This window comes from Hypericibacter sp., from assembly GCF_050729195.1.
Lineage (GTDB): Bacteria > Pseudomonadota > Alphaproteobacteria > Dongiales > Dongiaceae > Hypericibacter.
Window position 1 is genome coordinate 1 of the sequence record NZ_JBOHKS010000168.1, and the last position, 21,765, is coordinate 21,765.

Here is a 21,765-nt window from a genome sequence, read left to right on the forward strand (position 1 = left end):
GTCCGTCATTGAAGCGCTGGCGCCGGCCGGCCGGCGCTTCTGCGCCGTGATGGCGCCGGGAAATCGGCCGGATTCGCATTTCGAGGAATGCGCCGCGATCCTGGCGGGCCATTTCGATCAATTCGTCTGCTACGAGCATGACAAATACCGGCGCGGCAAGCCGCCTGGGGAGATCGCGGCGCGGCTGTCGAACGGTCTGGCTGCGGCCGGCGCCGGTTCGATCCTGATGGCGGCGTCGGGCAGCGAGGCCGCGACGATCATTGCCGCCGCGGCGGAGCCGGGGGACTTCGTGGTCGTGTTCGGCTGGAACGTCACGAATTCCGTCGAACATTATCGCGCAGCGTTCCGAGATGTCGGCAAACTGGCGCCGGTCCAGCCGCCGCGAGGCCGGAGGCGCGAGACTTTCGCTTAAGCGGCGCCGACGCCCTGCCGGCAGGTTCGATCCTTGGTCCAGCCGCCGTTGCAGCGGGCGAGGACCGCGACGGCGCCCGCGATATCGTCCGGCTGCCGAAGCTCCTCACCCGGCGTGAGCTCCGCCATTCGGTTCGAGAAGGGCTGGGGTTTGCGCCAGTGCGATGGATCGGCTGTGAAGGAATTGGCATCGATGCCGAAGGCGCCGCCGCGAAGTTCCTTGGCGAGGATGTTCGTCATCGCCTCGACCGCCGCCTTGGTGGCGCCATAGACGCCATAGGTCGGCTGAAGCAGGCCGACGACGCCGGCGGAGAAATAGATGAAGCGGCCGCCGTCGCGCAGCCGGTTGGCGGATTCCCGCAGGCTGTTGAAGAGGCCTCTGAGATTCCCGTTCACGAGGCGCTCGAAGGTCAGCTCGTCGGTGTCGACGATGTTGGACAGGGTCATGATGCCGGCATTGTTGATCAGCAGATCGACGCCGCCATATCTCGCCTCGGCATCGCCGAACAGGCCACGGACGGAATCGGGGTCGCTCATATCGGCCTTGGCCGCCCGCGCCCGGCCGCCCCTGGTCTCGATCTGGCGGGCCAGCGCCTCGGCTGCCGCGGCATCGCCCGAATAGCCGACGATGACGGTGAAGCCCTCCTCCGCCAGCCGCTCCGCCACCGCGGCCCCGATGCCGCGCGAAGCCCCGGTCACGATGGCCACTCTGTCGTTCTCAGCGTCTCTCACGGCAGGTTCCTCATCGGGTTTATCAGGAGAGGCTTTCGCTGGTTTCGGCGGCGATGGGGGAGGTCCCGCGGAACCGCTATGTCTCGGAAATCGTCTTCAGGTTTCTCAGCCACAGATCGTGGCCCTTGCGGATGGCGTCGGGGTCGCGCTTGCCCATCGCCATGGCTCTGGGGCCCTTTGCCGTCCATTCCGTGACGACCTGGCAGCCCTTCGGGACGCGGACCAGGCGCCAGCGATGGAATGCCTCGAGCCCATCGCCCTTGCCGAACCAGCCCAGGCGGCTCTCCGGGGCGAACTCCGCCATCCGGGCGTCGATATGCAGGCCGAAGGTGAAGAACTCGAAGCGGCTGTCCGGTTGCAACATGCCGGTCCGGTCGCCGGCGATTCGCAGCTCGTGCGAGTTCGGGTACCAGGAAGGCCATTTCTGCGCGGCGACCAGATGCCACCAGACCGTGGTGCCCGTGGCATCGATGAAAACCTCATTGCGCGCGTAAAGGTCGGTCTGTCCGGGCGAGAATCCGGCCGGCCAGCGCATCTCCGGAGGGCCTTCTTCGGGGGCCGCACCAGCCAGCAGAACCGACTGTGGATCTGCGAAAGCTCCGTCCATGAACCTTCTCCCATTCCACCTTGTCGCGGTATCGCTGCGGTGGCGCCGAGTTCCCCTCCTGCCGATCATTCCCCATCCCGAATTTCTACCCCGCCCCGGGCGAGGGGCAGAGTTAGTTCCGGTGAATCGCGGCAAATCGTTGCAAAGCTCGGGGGCGCTTGGTTCGGCCTCAGGCAGCGGCACGATATCGACGGATTGCCTTTTCCTGAGCCAAGTTCGGTTCCTAACGTCGAGTCTGGTGGTGGCTATCTGGTGGGAGGCGGCAGCTGACCGCGGCGTGGCGGTCCGCCATGTCAGAAGGGAGCGGTGGAGGACAGCGCAATCGCCTGTCGGACCGCCCGCAGCAGATCCCGACGACGGATGGGTTTCGTCAGGAACTCCACGGCGCCGCTTTTCATGGCCCGGACCGACATCGGCACATCGGCATGGCCGCTGATGAAGACGACGGGGAGACGCAGTTTTGCCCTGACCAGGTCCTCGTGAAAATCCAGCCCGCTTTGCCCCGGCAGCCAGACGTCGAGCACGACGCAATCGGGCAGGGCGGAACGGATATTGTCGAGGAACTCTGGAATCGACCCGAACAGCTCGACCCGCAAACCCTCGGACCGCAGCAGGCTGTGGAGGGCCTCGCGGACATTGCGGTCGTCGTCGATGACGGCCACGGTTGGCGGCTCGCGGACGGACGGCTCGGAGGACAGGGAGGCCAGAGGCTCCTGGACGGTCTCTGCGGCGAACATGTAGCCGCGGCCCGGCACGGTCTTGATGATGTCGCCGTCCTTGCCCAGCACCTTGCGCAGGGCCGTCATCTGGACCCGCAGATTGCTGTCTTCGACCAGGGTCGATGGCCAGACGCGTTTCACGATCTCTTTCTTGGTGACGAGCGTGCCGCGGGACTCCAGCAGCACGATCAGGAGATCGAAGGCCCGGCTCCCGATCTCCAGGGGCTGGCCAAGAGCCAGAAGCTGGCGCGCGCGCGGCAAGGCGCAATAATGCCGAAACCGGATGATCGACGGATCGTCGCTGGTTTCGGGCGCCTCGCTCGCGGGCGCGCTCCAGCTGCGCGTGGGCTGGGTCGGGAGCGGCAGATCTGCGAGATTCTGGATCAACACGGGCGGAACCTCCTTCCGACTTGGCTTATGCGCCTTCCGCGCTTCGCGGGCAGTCGTCACCGGCAGGTGCCATCCGGACGGGACGGCTCGGTTTCGTCGCGTGAGCGGTTTATGGCCTGAGAAATAGCAGGACGCCCCCTGTCGGCCTTGCATCGAACGCTCCGGTTTTGTTGCTTTCCGCCCCTATCGACAAAGCGCCGTCGCCATGAGGGGGCATGGAAGGGCCGCCGCCGCCGCCGGCATCCCTAGGGATCCGGCACCGCGCGGTCCTGTTGTCATGACGGAGGGAGCGGCCTCGACCTTCGCCGGGAACGCTCGCGGGCAGGGACGGGGAAGCGGCGAGGTTGTTCTAGGTCTTGGGCCGGGAGAGTTCGAGTTTGTCGGCCATTCTGATCAGGTCGGCCAGCGTGCGGGCTTGCATCTTCCGCATCACCTGGCCCCGGTGCAGCTTGACCGTCGCCTCGCTGATGCCGATCTGCGCGGCGATCTGCTTGTTGAGCAGGCCGGCCGCGACCAGGGCCAGGACCTCGCGCTCGCGCGGTGTCAGGCTCTCGAAGCCGGCATGGAGTCCCGCCACGGAACGCTCGCCGTCCCGTCGCGCCTGGTCCCGCTCGATTGCCAGATAGATCGCATCCAGCAGGTCCTGATGGCGAACCGGCTTGGTGAGGAACTCCACGGCACCCGCCTTCATCGCCCGGACCGACATCGGAATGTCGGCGTGACCGCTGATGAAGACGACCGGCAGATGCATGCTCTCCTTGATGAGATCGTCGTGGAAATCGAGCCCGCTGCGTCCCGGTAGCCTGACATCGAGAACCAGGCAGCCATGACCGTCCGGGCTGGCCCGGTCGATGAACTCCTGGACCGAGGCGAACAGCTCGACTCGCAGGCCTACCGACCGCAGCAGGCTCTGCAGCGCTTCGCGGATGTCCTGGTCATCATCGATGACGAAGACGGTCGGTGATTTTGTCTCATGCGATGCCGTCAATCGAGGCCCCTTCCAGTGGCTGTTGGCAGGGTGAATCGAAAAATGGAGCCGTGAGGTGCGTGGGCGGCGGCCCACAGGCGGCCGCCATGGGTTTCGACGATCGATCGGCAGATCGACAGCCCCATGCCCATGCCTTCGGGTTTGGTGGTGTAGAACGGCTCGAAAATGCGGCTCATCCGGGTCGGGTCGAGGCCCGTGCCCCAATCCGCGACCGCCACCTGCAGGAAACCATCCTCGGCACGCTCGGTCGTCACGCGCAGTCGCCGCGGCCTGTCGGTGACCGAAGCCATCGCCTCGATGCCGTTCATCACCATGTTCACCACGACCTGCTGCAGCTGGACCCGGTCGCCCATGATCGGCTCGAGGGCGGAGGACAGATCGTGCTCCAGCACGACGTCGTTCCGGCGCAGCTCCGCCCGCATCAGATCCAGCATCTCCTCGACGATGCCGTTGACGTCGAGCAGCATCATCTCGGGAGCGGACTTTCGGGCGAGGGCGCGGATCGTCTTGACGACATCGCCGGCGTGATGGCCATTCCTGACGATCCGCTCCGCTGCCTCTCGCGCCTCATCCAGGTTCGGCTTTTCCTTCGCCAGCCAGAGCAGGCAGGCCTCGGCATTGGTGACGATCGCCATGAGGGGCTGGTTCACCTCATGGGCGATCGAGGCCGCGAGCTCGCCCATGGTCATCAGCCGGGCGCCATGCATCAGGTTGGTATGGGCCCGGCGCAAGGCTTCCTCCACCAGCCGGCGTTCGGTGATGTCGCGAAAGACCAGGACGGCGCCGGTGATGTCGCCCTTGTCGTCGATGATCGGCGAGCCGCAATCGTCGATTGGCACCTTGCAGCCGTCGCGGGCGAGCAGGATGGTATGATTGGCCAGCCCGACCACGGTCCCGAGGCGCAACACCTTGGCGGCGGGATCCTCGACCGTGATGCCGGTCTCCTCATTGACGATGCGGAAGACCTCGGCGAGCTGATGCCCGATCGCGTCGCGCTGAGGCCACCCCGTCAGGGTCTCGGCCATCGGATTCATGAAGGTGACCCGGGCCGTGTTGTCGGTGGCGATGACGGCATCCCCGATGCTGGAGAGGGTGGTCACGAACCGGCGCTCGCTTTCCCGCAGCTTGCGCTCGGCCGCATGCTTGAACAGGGCCATCTCGATGACCGTTCGCAGCTGGGAATCCTCGAACGGCTTGAGCAGGTAGCCGAAGGGCTCCGTGAGGCTCGCGCGCTGGACGGTCTCGTCGTCGGCATAGGCCGTCAGGAAGACCACCGGAATATGGCATTGCTCACGGATCTGCTGGGCGGCATCGATGCCGTCGACCTCGCCCTCGAGCCGGATGTCCATCAGGACGAGGTCGGGCCGGGTCTTCAACGCCAGCGGCGGGGCATCCTCGCCACGGGCGATCATGCCGACGACCGTGTGCCCGATCCGGTTCAATTGCTGCTGGATGTCCCTGGCGACCACCCGGTCATCCTCGACGACCAGGATCTTGGCGGGCGTCATCGGCTGGTCTCCGTTCCCGTATCCGCGTCGAAAACGATGGCGAAGGTGGTGCCGCCGTCCCGCTGCAGGTCGAGAGCAGCATGAAGCTGCTGCATCAGATCATAGACAAGCTGCAGGCCGACGGTATCGGCCTGCTCGGTGTTCCGATCGGAAGGCAGCCCGATGCCGTTATCGATGACGGACAACCTGCATCGCCCCGCGGCGAGCAGCTTCAGCTCGACCCGGATCCGCCCGGGCCGCTCGTCGGGGAAAGCGTGCTTCAGCGCGTTGGAGACGAGCTCGTTGATGATCAGACCGGTGGCAATGGCCTGGTCCAGACCCAGCTCGACCTCGTCGATATCGGTCGTCAGATCGATATGCCGGCTGTGCAGCCCATAGGCCCGGGTCAGGTGGGCGCAGAGATTCTGCACATGGGTGCGCATGGGGATCCGGGCGAAATTGCCGGCACGATAGAGATTCTCATGAACCAGGGCCATGGAGCGAACCCGGTTGCGACTCTCGGAGAACAGCTCCGCGACCGATGGATCGTCGATCCGGGAAGCCTGGAGATTGAGCAGGCTGCTGATCAGCTGCAGATTGTTCTTGACCCGATGATGGACCTCCTTCAGCAGCGCCTCCTTCTCTTGGAGCGAGGCCCGCAGTCGTTCCTGCGCCTGGATCGAGGCGGTCACATCCATGACCGTTCCGACATATTCGGTTTCCCCCGCCGCATCCTTCTCTGCATGAACCACGACATGGAGGTGCTTCACCGAGCCGTCCGGCATCTTCAATCGATGATCGATGTCGTAGTTCATGCCCTCCTGGATGACCCGCTCCACGATCTTCTCGACCAGGGATACCTCATCCGGATGGGTTCGCTGGCGACCGACCTCGAACGACGGCGCGGTCTCGCGATCGATTTCGTAGATGCGATAGATTTCCTCCGACCAGAACAGCTTCGAGCGCGAGCTGTTGAAGGCGAAGCTGCCCATATGGGCGAGGCGCTGGGATTCCGCGAGATAAGCCTCCGCATGCTGCAGATCGGCGAAGAGGCGGGCATTCTCGAGCGAAATCGCCGCCTGGGAGGCCAGCAGCCTCAGCACGGCGATCCGCGCCGGCGTGAACACGTGCGAGGTGAGACGGTTCTCGAGATAGAGGATGCCGGTCAATTTGGCCTGCTTGATGAGAGGCAGGCAGAGAATCGACCGGCTGCGGTTGCGCCGGATATATTTGTCGCCCGAGAACGGATTCCGGTTCGAGGCGTCGTCGAGCAACAGGCTGTCCCGGGTGCGCACGACATAGCGCAGCACCGATTCGGGAAGCTCCTCGGGCGCCACGGGTGCCTGCCGGAGATGGACCTCGACGCTATCGCGAATGGTGGTTCCTTCCGCCACGATCCGCAGCTCCTCGCCTCGCGACAGGATCAGCAGGGCGCGGTCGGCGCCGGCCTGCTCGAGCGCCAGCACCATGAAGGTGTCGATGAGCTTGGGCAGGTCGATTTCGCTCGAGACCGCTTGCGATACCTTGACCATGGTCGCGAGATCCAGACGCTCGACCGTCGTGCCGATCGTGCTCTCGGGCCGCGACGACGCCAGATCCGGCCGCAACTGGGGATGGTTCCTGTCCAGAAGACGGACCTTGCCGTCGGCTCCCCAGCGGAGATAGCAGGCACGGGCGGCCAGGAGATAGGCATCGGCGCTCGTCTGGAAGCCGCGGGCCCGGTAAAAGCGGGAAGCGAGCTCGTTGGCGATTCCCTCGTTCTGGGTGAAGCCATATTGCCGGGCCAGCTGGATCGCCTCCTCATAGAGGCGCATCGCGTCCAGCTCCCGGCCCTCCAGTCGCGCGATCTCGGCGCCGACCAGGGCGGCGCGGTTCGCGAAATTCGCCGGGCAGCTCTTGGCCCAGATCGCAATCTGATGGTGGTGCGTGAGGAGCAGGTTCATATGGCGATCCCGCAGCTCGCCGCTGGCCGAATCGCAGGCCGCCGCGCGCGTGAGCGCGCCGTAGAAATGATACTCCGCAATCTCCAGATGCGACCTTGTCGCCCAGAGCAGATCGTGGGCTTTCGCTGCCGCCGCGACGCTGCCGCTGTAGTCTTGCGCTAGAAAGCGCGCCTGCATCCGGTGGATCCAATACCAGGATGCGGCGAGCGCCAGGCGCCTGCCGCCTTCGTCGAGATGCTTCTCGAACCAGCGATCGTCCGGCTCCGAATCCGCGGGGCGGAAGATATCGGGCTCGAGCCCACGGAGCTCGCGGATCAGCATGAGCTGGTCGATGAAAACATCGATATACAGGCCGAACCGCGCTTTCCGGGCGAAGGCCAGGGCCTGCTCGGCCTCCTGCTGGACCTCCTGGAGCGACTCTCCCGAGATCAGCAGGTTCGTGACCAGATTCTTGAAGCTATAGACGGCGTAGGTCAGGTCGCCCATCGCATTGGCGATGTCGAAGGCATGCTTGATCAGCACGCGACCAGAGAGGACATGCATGGTCCAGGGGATGGTGATGGCCCCCAGCGCCATATAGACCCGGGCCTTGAAGCGCTCGAGACCGCGCTTATCGACCAGATCGCGGCCGAGCTGGCCGAAGCGGAAGCCCGTCTGGTAGTCGCCCAGCCGAAGGCCCAGGACGATGTTGAGGACGGCATAGGCGTGGCAGGAGGCGTCGCAATTGCCGTGCTCCAGGCTCAGATTCGTCATCCGCAGGAGAGTGAGATCATGGAGATTGTTGTCGGTGAAGCGCGCCGGCGGCAGCAGCTCCGTAAGAACATCCATGGTGGCGAGCCAGTTGGCGTCGCTCATCAGCGGCAGATCGAGCAATTGCTCGATCGAGCGGTCGCCGAGCCGCTGTCGCATTCGCTCGAATTCTCGATCGACGTCGCCGTCGGGCGGATGCGGGGAGAGCTCGATACCGACATGGCGCAGGTATTCGAGGCCGACCTCGACGCCGCGGTCGGTCCGATCGAGGGTGGTGTAGAGGGTCAAGCGCAGCCTTGCGACGACCGCCCTGTCGACGAGATCCACCACCCGGCCCGACAGGGCGGAAAGACGTTCCTCCGCGGCGGGCAGATCCCCGGTCAGGAACTCGCACTCGGCGCGGTGGCGCTCCAGCTCGAACATCAGGCGGTATTGGAGTGCCCAGCTATCCCCGGCCAGCAGCGAACTACCGGCGGCGAAGTAGCTCAGGGCCGACGCATAGGCGGCCGAAGCCTTGGCGCGCTTGCCGGCCATGAGATTGAGCTCGGCGACTTGCCTGCGCTCTTCCAGCGAATGGATCAGCGCCGCGCCGCGGTCGAGCTGATTGACGATCTCGAAGATATTCTCCTCGAGTTCCTCGGGCGCGGTCTGCGCCGCAAGCACGCGGCCGATCCGGAGATGGACCGCCGCCCGCTCGGTCTCGGGGATCAGCGCATAGGCCGCTTCCTGGACCCGGTCATGGAGGAAGGAGTAGGCGCCCCGCTCCGGGCGGAGAACGAGCCCGGTTCGCACCGCCTCCCAGAGCGCCGCGCGGATCGCGTCCTCGGGCATTCCGAGCAGCATCGTCAAGGTGGAGGCCCGCGCATTGTTGCCCAGGCAGGCCAGCTGTTGCAGGACGTTGAGGGCGACGGTCGGGAGGCGATTGAGTTTTCCCGCCATGAGCTCTGCCACATTGGCAGTGATGCGCTTGGCACGGATCCGGTTCATGTCCCAATGCCACACCGCGGCGTCGGGATTGAACGAGAGCAGGCTTTCCTCCGCCAAGGCGGTGACGAACTGGATCGCAAAGAAGGGATTGCCGCCGGTCTTTTCGAACACCAGCTCGGCCAGGGGCTGGACCTTCCCCTGGTCGGTATGCAAGGCGTCGGCGACCAGGCGCCGCACATCGCTCGGCAGGAGCGGCGCCAGCACGATCTGTTTCACGTTGGCGGCGGTCCCGCGAATCGCCTCCAGCGCTCGCATGAGCGGATGGGCGGGGCCAACCTCATTGTCGCGATAGGCGCAGACCAACAGGAGATGTCTCACCTCCGGATCGGTGGTGAGACGCTCGAGCAGCTCGAGCGTCGCCATGTCCATCCATTGCAGATCGTCGAGGAACAGGGCGAGGGGATGCTCCGGCCGGGCGAACACCGCCAGGAAGCGCCGGAACACCTGCTGGAACCGGCTCTGCGCATCGCGCGGCGGGAGCTCCGGAACCGGCGGCTGGTCGCCGATGACGTGAATCAGCTCCGGGATCAGGTTGACCATGAGCTGGCCGTTGGGGCCGAGCGCCTCGAGCAGGGCGTCGCGCCAGCGGCCCAGCTCCGCATCGTTCTTGCTGAGCAGCTGGCGGATCAGGCTTTGGAACGCCTGGGCCAGCGTGGCGTAGGGGATGTTGCGCTTATACTGGTCGAACTTGCCGGCGGCGAAGAGCCCGCGCGAGGGGACCAGGGCCTTGTGGAGTTCATTGACGATCGAGGACTTGCCGATGCCGGCATAGCCGGACACCAGCAGGAGCTCGGTTGTGCCGTGGGCGACGACGCGATCGAAGGCGGAGATGAGGGTTTCGATCTCGGCTTCGCGCCCATAGAGCTTTTCCGGAATCAAAAGCCGGTCCGGCGCATCCCGCACGGCCAGGCGGAACGGATCGATGCGGTGATGCGTCTCCCATCCGCCGAGGCATAGCCGAAGATCGGCTTCGACGCCGGCGGCGGTCTGATAGCGGTCCTCGGCGGTCTTGGCGAGAAGCTTCAGGATGATCGCGCCGATGGGATCGGGAAGGCCCTGGATGCGCTCGCCCGGCGGCGTCGGCTGGCGGGCGATATGGCAATGGACCCATTCCATCGGATCGGATGCCGTGAAGGGCAGGACGCCCGTGAGCAATTCATAGAGCGTGACGCCGAGGGAATAGAGGTCGCTGCGGGCATCGATCGACCGGTTCATGCGACCCGTCTGCTCGGGTGCCATATAGGCGAAGGTTCCGGCGATGATCTCCGGCGGAGCGGGGGCCTGGCGTTCGCGCGGCAGCAGCGATGCGATGCCGAAACCCGTGAGCCAGACATTGCCCGAAGGATCGACCAGCAGATGCGTCGGCTTGATGTCCTTGTGGATGAGGCCGCGTTGATGGACCTGGCGCAGGGCGGCCGCGAGCGCGATCGCCACCTTCAGGAAGCGGGTCAGCTCCAGCGGGCGCCCGCGGGCGCCGTTCAGGGGATTGCCGCCGGGGTCCTGAAGCACCAGCATCGGGCGGCCCTCATGGCGGACGAGGGCAAGCGGACGCGCGGCCCAGGCGGGATCGAGTTTGTCGGCCAGCGAATATTCATGCTCGAGCCGCGCGAGGCTCAACGGCGCCTGTTGTGTGAGAACCGGTGCCAGGACCAGGATCGATGCAGCATCGACGCGCTGCCGGCCCCGATAGAGGACGAACTCGCGGCCTTCCCGCAATGTTTCGAAATCGTATCCGGAAAGCTCCGTCACGAAAGATCTTATCCTCGCTGACGCCAGACCGGGGCGAGCATAAGGGTTTTGCGAATAGCCCGGTAGGCGAAAGCGCCGGATTTCCGTCCTCCCCTGCGGCCGCCCGGCAGATCGCTTCGATGCCGCTTAGGAACTGTGTCGACAGGGATTTCCATGAACCGGCCGGGGCATTCGGGCGGCGGGTTCGCAACCTTTCACCTGGATTCACGCGGTCTCACTAGAGCTATTCCAGGTCATGGCGTAAGGCTTTTCTGGCGGGATTTGCGGCCCGACGTCCGGCGCTGTCGGTGGGCCCGCGCATGTCGGTCCTGCGTCCCCGCTCCAGCAATCGGAGATCTCCATGTCCTATGCCAGACCGCCGCTCCCCCCTTTCACCGCCGAGACCGCGGCGCGAAAAGTCCGCCTCGCCGAAGACGCCTGGAACAGCCGCGATCCGCAGCTCGTCTCGCTCGGCTATTCGGTCGACAGCATGTGGCGAAACCGCGCCGAGTTCATCAATGGGCGGCCCGCCATCGTGGAATTCCTAGGCCGGAAATGGGCCCGGGAGCTCGATTACCGGCTGATCAAGGAGCTCTGGGCCTTTACCGAAAATCGGATCGCCGTCCGCTTCGCCTATGAATGGCATGACGATGCGGGCAACTGGTTCCGTTCCTATGGCAATGAGAACTGGGAGTTCGGGGACGACGGCCTGATGCGCCGGCGTCTGGCCTGCATCAACGATCTGCCGATCGCGGAGGCCGACCGCCGCTATTTCTGGCCCCCCGGTCCCCGCGTCGCCAACCATCCAGGCCTGTCCGAGCTGGGGCTCTGAAAAAGCCGCCGCCGCGACCCGATCGGGCTAAAAAATGAGCGCCCCGCGAGGGGCGCTTCAACTTGAGGAAGAGCATCGATGACGGACGCTGAAGGAAAGGTCGCCATCGTCACTGGCGCCTCGGGAGGCATCGGCGGCGCGGTCGCCCTGCGGCTCGCTCGCGATGGATTTGCAGTGGCCCTCAACTATGCCGGCAATCCGGCCAAGGCCGACGAAACCGTTGCGAAAATCAAGGCGGATCGCGGACGCGCCACGGCGATCCGGGGCGATGTATCGAAGGCCGAGGACGTGGAAGGCCTGTTCAAGGCGGCGATCGACGCCTTCGGCCGGATCGACGTGGTGGTGAACTGTGCCGGCATCATGCCGCTGGGGCCGATCGCCGACGGCAATCTGGAGATGTTTGACAAGGTGATTTCGATCAATCTGCGCGGCAACTACATCGTGATGAACCAGGCCGCGAAGCATGTCGCCAAGGGCGGCCGCATCATCGCCTTCTCGAGCAGCGTGCTCGCCAAATCCTTTCCCGGTTATGGGGCCTATATCGCTTCCAAGGCGGGCGTGGAGGGTCTGGTTCCGGTGCTCGCCAACGAGCTGCGCGGCCGCGAGATCACCGTCAACGCGGTGGCGCCCGGCCCGGTGGCAACCGAGCTGTTCCTCAAGGGAAAGACCGAGGCGCAGGTCGATCAGTTCCGCAAGCTCGCTCCGCTCGAGCGGCTCGGCCAGCCCGAAGACATCGCCGACGTGGTCTCGTTCCTGGCCGGCCCCGATGGCGGTTGGGTGAGCGCCCAGGTGCTCCGTGCCAATGGCGGCTTCGCCTGAGCGCAGACCGGCGGCCTGCCTTGTCCCCAATCCGACCAGGAGTATCGGCTATGCAGAAGGTTATCCTCGTCACCGGCGCCTCGAGCGGCTTCGGCGCGCTGGCGGCACGGGAACTCGCCAAGAGGGGCGACGTCGTCTATGCGAGCATGCGCGAGACGGCGGGGCGCAACGCGGCTCAAGTCAGGGAAGCCGCAGCCTACGCTGCTGAGCATAAGGTCGAGCTGCGCACCGTCGAGCTCGACGTGCTGTCGCAAGAGTCGGCCGATGCCGCCATTGCCCGGATCGTCGCAGATAACGGCCGGCTCGACGTGATCGTGCACAATGCCGGCCATATGGTCCTCGGGCCTGCCGAGGCCTTCACGCCTGAACAATATGCCGAGCTGTACGATATCAACGTCCTCGGCACGCAGCGGGTGAATCGCGCGGCCTTGCCGCAGCTGCGAAAGCAGGGCCAAGGCCTCCTCGTCTGGGTGTCGAGCAGCAGCACAAGGGGCGGCACGCCACCCTTCCTGGGGCCCTATTTCGCGGCGAAGGCGGCGATGGATTCGCTTGCCGTCTCCTATGCCGGAGAGCTGACCCGGTGGGGTATCGAAACGACGATCATCGTGCCGGGCTCCTTCACCCGCGGCACCAATCACTATGCCCATTCGGGCCGCCCCGCCGACAATGCGGTGGCGGCGCAATATCGGAACGGCCCCTACCAAGGCGTGCCCGAGGCCATGCAGAAGGGCCTCGCCAGCCTCGAGCCGCCAGACGCCGATGCCGAGGCCGTGGGACGGGTCATCGCCGATGTGGTGGCGATGCCGTTCGGCAGGCGTCCGTTCCGCACCACGATCGATCCGTCCGACGACGGCGCCGGCATCGTCAATGCGATGGCCGATCGCGTCAGGGCCGAGCTCTTCCGCCGCATCGGCGTGGAGGACCTGCTGAAACCGCGAATTTCGGCCTCGGCGAAGTAAGGAATCCATCGGCGGAGGTGGCCCTACGCCGCGTTGCCGACGGGGCTTCCCGCAAAATCCAATGTCGGGTCTGCCATCTGGGGTAGGAGGAGCGAGTTATGATCGCGCTGCCTGCCGTCCTTCGGGCCGCTACGTTTGCCGCTATGGCAGCGATCGCGGCCAGTCAACCGGCGGCCGCCGACGATATGCTGCAGCGTGACAAGCTGACGGGCGACTGGGGCGGCGTTCGCACCGAGCTGCAGAATCAGGGCTTCGACATCACCCTCGATTATATCGCCGAGACGATGGGCGCTGTCTCGGGCGGCGTGGAGGATGGCTTTGTCTATCAAGGGCGGCTGCAATTGTCGCTCGATGTGGATCTCGACAAGCTGATGAGCTGGGAAGGCGCGTTCTTCCATGTGACCGGCTATCAGATTCAACGGACCGGCGGAGGCATCGGCGCTCGCAGCGGCGCGCTCAGCGATCCCAGCTCGACCGAGGCACATCCGTCGACGAGATTGTTCACGCTTTGGCTGCAGCAGAGCCTGTTCGACGACGCACTCTCCATTCGCGCCGGCCAGCTCGCGGCCGATGACGAGTTCATGATCAGCCCGACCGCGGCGAACCTGCTCAACAGCACGTTTGGGTTCGCGGATGTCCTGGCTCTCAACCTGCCGAATGGCGGCCCCGAATATCCTTTGGCGACCCCGGGAATTCGTGTCCAGGTGAATCCGACGCCGGAGCTCTCCTTGCTCGCCGCGGTCTTCAGCGGCGATCCGGCGGGCGATAGCTGCTCGGGCAATCCTCAGCTCTGCAACAGTTACGGCACGACCTTCAGTTTCAGCGGCGGCAGCTTCTGGATCGGCGAGGCCCAATACGCGATCAATCAGGGCGATCAGGCCACGGGTCTTCCCGGCGTCTATAAGCTGGGCATCTGGTATCAGGATGCCTCCTTCGCCGACGAGCGCTTCGGGACCGATGCTGCGGGCAACAAGGTGTCGCTGGCGTCGGGCACGGCGGTCGCGCCGGAGAACCACGAGGGAAATGGCGGGATCTATGGGCTGGTCGACCAGACCCTCTGGCGCAGTGACGACAAGAGTCAAACCCTCAATGGCTTTCTGCGTCTCGGCGCCTCGCCCGCGGACCGCAACCCGATCTCGTTCTATGTCGATGGCGGTCTCGGCGTGACTGGACTAATCCCGACCCGCGACCAGGATAAGCTGACCTTCGGCGTCGCCTATGCCCAGATCAGTCAGGACGCGGCACATCTCGACAAGGATACGCGCCGCCTCGACGATCCGAGCTTTCCGGTGCGCGACGAGGAGATCGTGCTCGAGGTCAATTATCTGGCCCAGTTGACGCCCGCGGTCACGCTGCAGCCGGACATCCAGTACATCATTCACCCCGGCGGCTCCGTTCCCGATCCCAGCGATCCGAACGGAGGCACGATCGACGACGCGCTCGTCCTGGGAGTGCGGGCGACACTCACCTTCTGAGAACGCCCTCTCCCCATCCTTTGCCGCCGGCACCAAGAGGCCGGCCCGATGCTGGCGGCGGCGCAGGATTTGCTGGGCAACCAACAAACTGTCTGCCGTACCCGACTGAATTCCCAAAGTCTCCAGCCCCCTCGACTTTGGCTCGACGAGCCATTTATGGAAGCTGTGTTCGAAAAGTGGCGATCGTTTCGGATCGAGCGCCTTATGATCGCATGGGATTAAGATCACCTCGAAGCGGTGGGCGTTTCAGGCGGGTGATCCCGAAAAGAAACATCGGGTGTCCTCTTCAGGGAGGACAGGGGGAAAAAGATGAAGCCGATATGGAGCTGTTGGCGTCGCCGGGCTGCGGTCGCGGCGATTGCGCTTTTGGTTGGCGCCTGTTCGACGGTGGACTATGGCAAGCCGGTGAATGATTTCGCTGCCGCCACCAATGATGCCGAATCGGCATTGTCGCAACTCAATGTGCAGGTGACCGAAGCCTACAGTGAGGTCTTGAAGAACAGCGTCGTCAGCGGTCGCGCCTTCGTGAAGACCAATGACGAAGAATGTCTGACCCTGTCGGTACGATGCCGGTTGATCATACAAGCCGAGGACGGAACCAAGGAAATCTATCCGCCTGCCCCCCCGCTCGCGCAGATGACGCTGTTAATGGCGCAGATCAACAAATATGCAGGCAACTTGAAGGCGCTGCTTGAAGCCGACACAGCCACGAAAGTCGAAACGCAGGTCAACGCCGCGCTCGGGAGCGTTCAGAACCTGGCCGAGACCGTGGCGGCGGCGGGCGGCGGGAGCGCCGCCACCGTTCCACAGTTCGCGACCCCCGTCGGTGCGGGCATCAACTGGATCGTCGGCCAGTATGTCGAACATGTGAAATTGTCCGGGCTGCAACGCGCCACGGCGGCGGCCAAGCCGGTCATCCGCGATGCGGCAGGTCTTTTCACCGCGGCGTCGACATTCGCCTCCGATGTTCCGAAGTCCGAGCTCGCCGAAGAGGTTTCCCAGGCGGTCGACACATTTCGCGAAGGCAGCAACGCGTCCAATTTCGATCGGTTGGTGCAAAGCACGGTGAAGTATGATGCGCTTCTGGTGTCGACTCCTCCGCAACTATTTCAGCGGATGGCTGCCGCCCACGACGCATTGGCGGACAGCCTTCAAGACAAGAATCTCACCTTCGCGACCGCGTTGGCACGGATCGAGGCCTTCGCGGCCGAGGCGAAGAAGCTCGTGACAATCCTGCAGGACCTCCGCGCGGTCACGTCCAACAATCCATAGGGGTAGACCATGGCCAGAAGAGTATCCAGCCCGGCAGCCGCGAAAGCGCCTACCGCGGCCGCCGTTATCGCAGATGCCAATGCCGCTCGCTTGAAACTTGCAACATTGGAGCAGCAGCTCCAGGACGGAATCGACACCATAGATTTCGGGGCATTCAAGAAGAAACGCCCGCTGACCGACGCTGAAATCGACCAGCGCAAGAAGTTGCGGGCGACCCAGGGGGAAGTGCGTGAGGGCTTCCGAGTCCTCGCTTTCGTCACGGCCCAACGCCTCGACAATGCCGTCGAAACCGGTCAACTGCTCCGTCAGATGCAAGTCATCAATGCGGGCCTCGAGGATGATCTGGGCACGCTCCAGAAGATCGAGAAATATGCAACCATAGCGGCTCAAGTTGCCGACGCGTTGGCCAAGGCGGTCGCGCAGCTCGCCGCCATCGCGGCTAAGGTGGTGATCTAGATGACGGTCGCAGCGCCGCCAGCGGTCCGGCGGCACTCGGCCGGGACGTGAACGCCAGGAGGGGTGCGATCGTCCATCCGCCTTTCTGACTTCCGGTAGCGGATTAATTCGAATGCAGGGACGTGTGGCGCCCACCAACCGCACCAACTCGCCATTGCCGGGCTCGTACTCGGTGGTCTAAAACTGCCTCCGCGGGCTTCGTCAGCCCGCTTTCTTTCAGACCGCCACGAGATGCCGATCATGGATGTCAGACCGCTCACCGGCGCCTTGGGTGCCGAGATCTTTGGCGTCGATCTCGCAGAAAATCTCGAAGACCGGACCATCGCGGCGATCCGCTCGGCGCTGCTCGATCATCTGCTGGTGGTGTTCCGCGACCAGCGTCTGACGCCAGAGCAGCATGCCGCCTTCGCGCGGCGCTTCGGGCCGCTCCATACCTTCGCCTATACCGCGGCCCGCGCGCTGCCGGGCCAGCCCGAGGTGCTGCGCGTCGTCAAGGAGAAGGAGGACCGTAAGGTCTTCGGCGAGCTGTGGCATGCCGACGTGACCTTTCTCGAGACGCCAGTTCTGGGCTCGATCCTTTATGCGATCGAAACGCCGGCAACCGGCGGCGACACCCTGTTCGCCAACATGTATCTCGCCTATGAGAGTCTGTCCGATGGCATGAAGGCGATGCTCGAGCGCCTCACGGCGGTGCATGAGAGCGAGGTGCGGGCGGAGAATGCCGGCGCCAACGGCACGCCGGGCGGCTTCGTCACCATGGGGACCGAGCATCCGGTCATCCGCATCCATCCGGAAACGAAGCGCAAGTCGCTCTTCGTCAACCGGACCTACACGACGCGCTTCAGCGGCATGACCGTCGAGGAAAGCCGGCCGCTGCTGGAATTCCTGTTCCAGCATGCGACGCAGCCCGAATTCCTCACGCGGCTGCGCTGGGGGCCGGGGACGGTCACCTTCTGGGACAATCGCTGCACCCAGCACCGGCCGCTCAACGACTATCACGGCCAGCGCCGCGAGATGCACCGCATCACCATCGCGGGCTGAGGCGCGGGGCCGACCGGCTCTCCGTCTTCGCCGAAATGATACATTATAACGCGCTCGGCGATCGATGTGGCCCGGGAAACCGTTCGCCGAATGGACCTCATGCACGGGCTCAAATCGCGCCCGGCTCTGTGCAATACTCCGGCCCGGGTTAGATCAAAAATCCAAACGTCGGATCCTTGCCGGCAGACGCCTCGCTCCAGACCTGCCGGCGGTCCCCGATGCAAAAAACAACAGACGTCTTTGACGCACAGACAGAGGAAAGGACCCTGATATGGCGAAAGTTGCGATCCATCCTTCGGTGGATGGCGGCGTGAAGGCCGGCAAGAAGGATTTTGCCGGTGGCACACTGACCTGCAAATGCAAGACCAATCCCGTCGAGGTGAATATCTCGTCGCAGACCGCGCATAACCATGCCTGCGGCTGCACCAAATGCTGGAAGCCCGCGGGGGCACTGTTCGCCGTCGTGGCGGTGGCGCCGCGCGACAAGGTCAAGGCGACCAAGAACGAGAACAAGCTGAAGGTCGTGGATCCGAAGGCAACGATCCAACGCACCGCCTGCAAGGATTGCGGCACGCATATGTATGGCCGCATCGAGAACAAGGCGCATCCGTTCTATGGGCTCGATTTCGTCCATACCGAGCTCTCCAAGGAAGAGGGCTGGTCGCCGCCGGAATTCGCCGCCTTCGTGTCCTCGATCATCGAATCCGGCGCCAAGCCGGAGAACATGGGCGCGGTCCGCTCGCGGCTGAAGGAGCTCAAGCTCGAGCCCTATGACTGCCTATCGCCGGCTCTGATGGATTTCATCGCGACGCATATCGCCAAGGCATCGGGCGTACTGAAGTAGGTTTTCTCTCGAAACGACCGCGCGTCCCGGGCCGCCGCTCTGCTGGCGGCCCGGCGGCGTCCGCGTCTCCGTGACATCTGAAGAAGAGGTTGGATCCCATGAAAGTTCGCGCCGCCGTCGCTCACAAGGCCGGAGCGCCGCTCTCGATCGAGACCGTCGATCTCGAGGGCCCCAAGGCCGGCGAAGTGCTGGTCGAGATCAAGGCCACGGGCATTTGCCACACCGACGAGTTCACGCTCTCCGGCGCCGACCCGGAGGGGCTGTTCCCGGCGATCCTGGGGCATGAGGGGGCGGGCATCGTGGTCGATGTCGGGCCCGGCGTGTCTGGCCTCAAGAAGGGCGATCACGTCATTCCGCTCTACACGCCGGAATGCCGGAACTGCGAATATTGCCTCAGCGGCAAGACCAATCTCTGCCAGGCGATCCGCGCCACCCAGGGCAAGGGCCTGATGCCGGACGGCACCAGCCGCTTCCGCATGGGCGGCACCATGATCCATCACTATATGGGCTGCTCGACCTTCGCGAATTTCACCGTGCTGCCGGAGATCGCGCTGGCCAAGATCCGCCCCGACGCACCCTTCGACAAGGTCTGCTATATCGGCTGTGGCGTCACCACGGGGCTGGGCGCCGTCATCAACACCGCGCGCGTCGAGCCCGGCGCCAATGTGGTGATCTTCGGACTGGGTGGCATCGGCCTCAATGTGATCCAGGGCGCCAAGCTGGTCGGTGCCAACATGATCGTCGGCGTCGACATCAATCCGGGCCGCAAATCGCTGGCCGAGAAGTTCGGCATGACCCACTTCGTCAATCCGAAGGAGGTCAAGGGCGACCTCGTGCCCCATCTGGTCGAGCTGACCAAGGGCGGCGCCGATTACAGCTTCGAATGCGTCGGCAACACCACGCTGATGCGCCAGGCGCTCGAATGCTGCCATAAGGGCTGGGGCGTCAGCATCATCATCGGCGTCGCCGGCGCCGGTCAGGAGATCTCGACCCGCCCGTTCCAACTCGTCACCGGCCGCGTCTGGAAAGGCACCGCCTTCGGCGGCGCCAAGGGCCGCACCGACGTGCCGAAGATCGTCGACTGGTACATGGACAAGAAGATCAATATCGACGATCTCATCACCCACACCCTGCCGCTCGACCGCATCAATGAGGGCTTCGACCTCATGCATGCCGGCAAGTCGATCCGCACGGTGGTGGTGTACTAGAACCAGAAAATCAGACCTCTCCTCCACGGTGTGGGGGAGAGGATAAATACGCCATCCGCTCACTCACCCCGTCGCATCGAGCGTTGCGATCGCGTCGCGGTCGAGCTTCACCGACGCCGCCTTCATGATGTCCTTGAGTTGCGCCAGGCTGGTGGCGCTGGCGATGGGCGCCGTCACGCTGGGGCGGGCCATCAGCCAGGCGAGCGCGATCTGGGCCGGGGTCGCGCGGTAGCGCGCGGCCACCTGATCCAGCGCCGCGAGCACGCGCATTCCCCGGGCATCGAGATATTTCTCGATATCCTCGCCGCGCGGGCTTTTGCCCAGATCGGCCTTGGCGCGGTATTTGCCGGTGAGGAAGCCGCTCGCCAGCGAGAAGTAGGTGATGACCCCGAGCCCTTCCTTGAGACAGATCGGCTCCAGCGCCGCCTCATAGCCGGCCCGGTCATAGAGATTGTATTCGGGCTGCAGGGTCTGGTAGCGCGCCCGGGTCTCGCCGTCGCCGGCCTTGAGGGCGGCGCGCAGGCCCGCCCCGTCATAGTTCGAGCCGCCCACCGCCCGCACCTTGCCCTGCTCGACGAGGCGCCGATGCGCTTCCAGTGTCTCCTCGATCGGCGTTTCGGGGTCGGGCCAATGCGACTGGTAGAGGTCGATATAGTCGGTCTGGAGCCGCTTCAGTGAGGCCTCGACCGCCGCCATGATGTAGGCTTTGGAGAGGCCTTTCTTGCCGGGCCCCATCTCCGACGCGACCTTGGTCAGGATCAGGATCTTGTCGCGCCCGCCATGCCGCTTCAGCCATTTGCCGATGATGGTCTCGGATTCGCCGCCGCTATGTCCGGGGACCCAGCGGGAATAGGCATCGGCCGTATCGACGGCGTTGAAGCCGGCGTCGGTGAAGGCGTCCAGCAGGGCGAAGGACGTCGCCTCGTCGGCGGTCCAGCCGAAGACATTGCCGCCGAACACGAGCGGGGCCGTCTCCAGCCCGGTTTTTCCCAGTTTCCGACGTTCCATGATGAAGGCCTCCTCGAGCCTCGATGTGGCAGGTTTTCCCGCCTGAACTATACCCACGATAGCAAGGTTACGACCGGTTACCAGCGGACGCTGTGGCGCCCCTATCGCGAGGCGCCCGCGCGTCCTATCATTTGGCGGGCACGGCAGATCGGACCGGCCGCCCATGGTCCGAGAGTGACGTCATCATGTCGAAACGCGAATGGCTGGCGGATGCCATCTGCTTCGTCGACCGGTCGGAGATCAAATCCGACATGGTTGCCGATGTCGAGGGGCGCTGGGACGGCCTGAAGCGCGGCCGTCTTTTTCCCGCGCGTCAGGATGTCGATCCCTTCGTCTTCCAGGCCTGGCTGCCCTACATCTCGATCGTCGAGCTGCAGGACGACCCTTTCCGGGTGTTCTACCGGCTGGTCGGCACCGAGGTGGCGCGCTTCGGCCAGGAGGACTTCTCCTACAAATGGCTGAGCGACACCAATTGGGATCCGGCGCTCAAGGCCGCCAATCTCGAGATCTACCGGCGGCTGCGGGAGCAGCACGCGCCGCAGTTCGGTCTCTCCAAGATCGAATGGGAACAGCGCGACGACCGGGTGTTCGAATGGGGCGTGTTCCCGCTGTCGAATGACGGCCAGACCATCACCCACTGCCTCAGCATCGACGATTTCCGCTCCATCGCCCCGCGCCTCAGCCCGTTGGGCTAACCCAGCCTGCTAGGTGCATACCGCAATGGGAGTATCGCAAACCGACGCTTAACCTCCCCGCTGATAAAAGGAGAGCATGCAACCGCCCTCCCAACCGATCCTGGTTTATGACGGAGAGTGCCCTTTCTGCGCGAACTATGTTCGGCTGCTGCGCCTGCGCGAGCTCTTTCCCAATCTGCAGTTGCTGGATGCGCGCGAGAACCGCGACCATCCCGCCGTCCGTCAGCTGAGCGCCCGTGGCTTGCGGGTCGATGACGGAATGGCCCTTTTGAGCGGCGATCGGATTTATCACGGTGCCGAAAGCATCCACGCTCTGGCCGAGTTTGGTCGCCCCGAGGGGGTATTCGGCCAAGCCAACAACTGGGTCTTTCGATCTCAGCGTCGTTCCGCGATTCTTTATCCGCTGCTGCGAGC

The 21,765-nt window shown here is 64.5% G+C and carries 19 protein-coding genes; 12 read left to right on the top strand and 7 right to left on the bottom strand.

What is annotated here, in order from left to right:
- Positions 1-412: glutamate ligase domain-containing protein (locus tag ACREE8_RS13180; RefSeq protein ID WP_431573465.1), on the top strand; the 412-nt coding region annotated here is incomplete at its 5' end.
- Here ACREE8_RS13180 and ACREE8_RS13185 read toward each other — a convergent pair.
- The 6 genes from ACREE8_RS13185 to ACREE8_RS13210 all read right to left on the bottom strand — a co-directional run bounded on the left by ACREE8_RS13185 (position 409) and on the right by ACREE8_RS13210 (position 10,763).
- Positions 409-1,143, bottom strand: a complete 735-nt coding sequence (locus ACREE8_RS13185) for an SDR family NAD(P)-dependent oxidoreductase (RefSeq protein WP_431573466.1) — start codon at positions 1,141-1,143, stop codon at positions 409-411. The two genes, ACREE8_RS13180 and ACREE8_RS13185, sit on opposite strands and share 4 nt — an antisense overlap.
- A 76-nt stretch (positions 1,144-1,219) precedes the next feature.
- Entirely contained in the window at positions 1,220-1,750 is a 531-nt protein-coding gene (locus ACREE8_RS13190; protein ID WP_431573467.1) for an SRPBCC family protein, read from the bottom strand.
- 293 nt (positions 1,751-2,043) lie between these two features.
- Positions 2,044-2,859: a response regulator gene (locus ACREE8_RS13195; RefSeq protein WP_431573468.1), complete on the bottom strand. Its 816-nt coding sequence runs from the start codon at positions 2,857-2,859 to the stop codon at positions 2,044-2,046.
- 349 nt (positions 2,860-3,208) lie between these two features.
- A complete protein-coding gene (locus ACREE8_RS13200; protein ID WP_431573469.1) occupies positions 3,209-3,847 on the bottom strand; it encodes a response regulator transcription factor in 639 nt (212 codons plus the stop codon).
- Positions 3,844-5,355, bottom strand: a complete 1,512-nt coding sequence (locus ACREE8_RS13205) for an ATP-binding protein (protein ID WP_431573470.1) — start codon at positions 5,353-5,355, stop codon at positions 3,844-3,846. The genes ACREE8_RS13200 and ACREE8_RS13205 overlap by 4 nt, the downstream gene beginning before the upstream one ends.
- The gene (locus ACREE8_RS13210; RefSeq protein ID WP_431573471.1) at positions 5,352-10,763 is read right to left on the bottom strand and encodes an AAA family ATPase; all 5,412 of its coding nucleotides are present in this window, start codon (positions 10,761-10,763) and stop codon (positions 5,352-5,354) included. The genes ACREE8_RS13205 and ACREE8_RS13210 overlap by 4 nt, the downstream gene beginning before the upstream one ends.
- 340 nt (positions 10,764-11,103) lie before the next feature.
- Here ACREE8_RS13210 and ACREE8_RS13215 point away from each other — a divergent pair, with 340 nt between their 5' ends.
- The 9 genes from ACREE8_RS13215 (at position 11,104) to ACREE8_RS13255 (ending at position 19,648) form a co-directional block, all read left to right on the top strand.
- A complete protein-coding gene (locus tag ACREE8_RS13215; RefSeq protein ID WP_431573472.1) occupies positions 11,104-11,574 on the top strand; it encodes a DUF1348 family protein in 471 nt (156 codons plus the stop codon).
- Between the two features lie 78 nt (positions 11,575-11,652).
- On the top strand, positions 11,653-12,393 hold the full coding sequence (locus ACREE8_RS13220) for an SDR family oxidoreductase (protein WP_431573473.1): 741 nt from the start codon (positions 11,653-11,655) through the stop codon (positions 12,391-12,393).
- Positions 12,394-12,443: 50 nt separating this feature from the next.
- A complete protein-coding gene (locus ACREE8_RS13225; RefSeq protein WP_431573474.1) occupies positions 12,444-13,352 on the top strand; it encodes an SDR family oxidoreductase in 909 nt (302 codons plus the stop codon).
- 98 nt (positions 13,353-13,450) lie between these two features.
- Entirely contained in the window at positions 13,451-14,827 is a 1,377-nt protein-coding gene (locus ACREE8_RS13230) for a carbohydrate porin (RefSeq protein WP_431573475.1), read from the top strand.
- 309 nt (positions 14,828-15,136) lie between these two features.
- Positions 15,137-16,099 (top strand): hypothetical protein, encoded by a 963-nt coding sequence (locus ACREE8_RS13235; RefSeq protein ID WP_431573476.1) that lies wholly within the window; start codon positions 15,137-15,139, stop codon positions 16,097-16,099.
- A gap of 9 nt (positions 16,100-16,108) precedes the next feature.
- A complete protein-coding gene (locus tag ACREE8_RS13240; protein ID WP_431573477.1) occupies positions 16,109-16,555 on the top strand; it encodes a hypothetical protein in 447 nt (148 codons plus the stop codon).
- 240 nt (positions 16,556-16,795) lie between these two features.
- A complete protein-coding gene (locus tag ACREE8_RS13245; RefSeq protein ID WP_431573478.1) occupies positions 16,796-17,596 on the top strand; it encodes a TauD/TfdA dioxygenase family protein in 801 nt (266 codons plus the stop codon).
- Positions 17,597-17,867: 271 nt separating this feature from the next.
- The gene (gene gfa / locus ACREE8_RS13250; RefSeq protein WP_431573479.1) at positions 17,868-18,440 is read left to right on the top strand and encodes an S-(hydroxymethyl)glutathione synthase; all 573 of its coding nucleotides are present in this window, start codon (positions 17,868-17,870) and stop codon (positions 18,438-18,440) included.
- 98 nt (positions 18,441-18,538) lie between these two features.
- Positions 18,539-19,648, top strand: a complete 1,110-nt coding sequence (locus ACREE8_RS13255) for an S-(hydroxymethyl)glutathione dehydrogenase/class III alcohol dehydrogenase (protein ID WP_431573480.1) — start codon at positions 18,539-18,541, stop codon at positions 19,646-19,648.
- A 63-nt stretch (positions 19,649-19,711) separates the two neighbouring features.
- Here ACREE8_RS13255 and ACREE8_RS13260 read toward each other — a convergent pair whose 3' ends face one another.
- The gene (locus ACREE8_RS13260) at positions 19,712-20,656 is read right to left on the bottom strand and encodes an aldo/keto reductase (RefSeq protein ID WP_431573481.1); all 945 of its coding nucleotides are present in this window, start codon (positions 20,654-20,656) and stop codon (positions 19,712-19,714) included.
- Between the two features lie 185 nt (positions 20,657-20,841).
- On the opposite strand from ACREE8_RS13260, the gene ACREE8_RS13265 reads away from it, so the two are divergent.
- A complete protein-coding gene (locus tag ACREE8_RS13265; RefSeq protein ID WP_431573482.1) occupies positions 20,842-21,351 on the top strand; it encodes a PAS domain-containing protein in 510 nt (169 codons plus the stop codon).
- Positions 21,352-21,427: 76 nt separating this feature from the next.
- Positions 21,428-21,765, top strand: a 338-nt coding sequence (locus tag ACREE8_RS13270) for a DCC1-like thiol-disulfide oxidoreductase family protein (RefSeq protein WP_431573483.1), incomplete at its 3' end; no start/stop codon positions are given.

Bases quoted from the DNA above. Each gene is read 5' to 3' on its own strand.
- ACREE8_RS13220 (WP_431573473.1), top strand. From the start codon at position 11,653: ATGACGGACGCTGAAGGAAAGGTCGCCATCGTCACTGGCGCCTCGGGA.
- ACREE8_RS13240 (WP_431573477.1), top strand. From the start codon at position 16,109: ATGGCCAGAAGAGTATCCAGCCCGGCAGCCGCGAAAGCGCCTACCGCG.
- ACREE8_RS13230 (WP_431573475.1), top strand. From the start codon at position 13,451: ATGATCGCGCTGCCTGCCGTCCTTCGGGCCGCTACGTTTGCCGCTATG.
- ACREE8_RS13255 (WP_431573480.1), top strand. From the start codon at position 18,539: ATGAAAGTTCGCGCCGCCGTCGCTCACAAGGCCGGAGCGCCGCTCTCG.
- ACREE8_RS13265 (WP_431573482.1), top strand. From the start codon at position 20,842: ATGTCGAAACGCGAATGGCTGGCGGATGCCATCTGCTTCGTCGACCGG.
- ACREE8_RS13215 (WP_431573472.1), top strand. From the start codon at position 11,104: ATGTCCTATGCCAGACCGCCGCTCCCCCCTTTCACCGCCGAGACCGCG.
- ACREE8_RS13190 (WP_431573467.1), bottom strand. From the start codon at position 1,750: ATGGACGGAGCTTTCGCAGATCCACAGTCGGTTCTGCTGGCTGGTGCG.
- ACREE8_RS13225 (WP_431573474.1), top strand. From the start codon at position 12,444: ATGCAGAAGGTTATCCTCGTCACCGGCGCCTCGAGCGGCTTCGGCGCG.
- gfa (WP_431573479.1), top strand. From the start codon at position 17,868: ATGGCGAAAGTTGCGATCCATCCTTCGGTGGATGGCGGCGTGAAGGCC.
- ACREE8_RS13245 (WP_431573478.1), top strand. From the start codon at position 16,796: ATGGATGTCAGACCGCTCACCGGCGCCTTGGGTGCCGAGATCTTTGGC.
- ACREE8_RS13235 (WP_431573476.1), top strand. From the start codon at position 15,137: ATGAAGCCGATATGGAGCTGTTGGCGTCGCCGGGCTGCGGTCGCGGCG.
- ACREE8_RS13205 (WP_431573470.1), bottom strand. From the start codon at position 5,355: ATGACGCCCGCCAAGATCCTGGTCGTCGAGGATGACCGGGTGGTCGCC.
- ACREE8_RS13260 (WP_431573481.1), bottom strand. From the start codon at position 20,656: ATGGAACGTCGGAAACTGGGAAAAACCGGGCTGGAGACGGCCCCGCTC.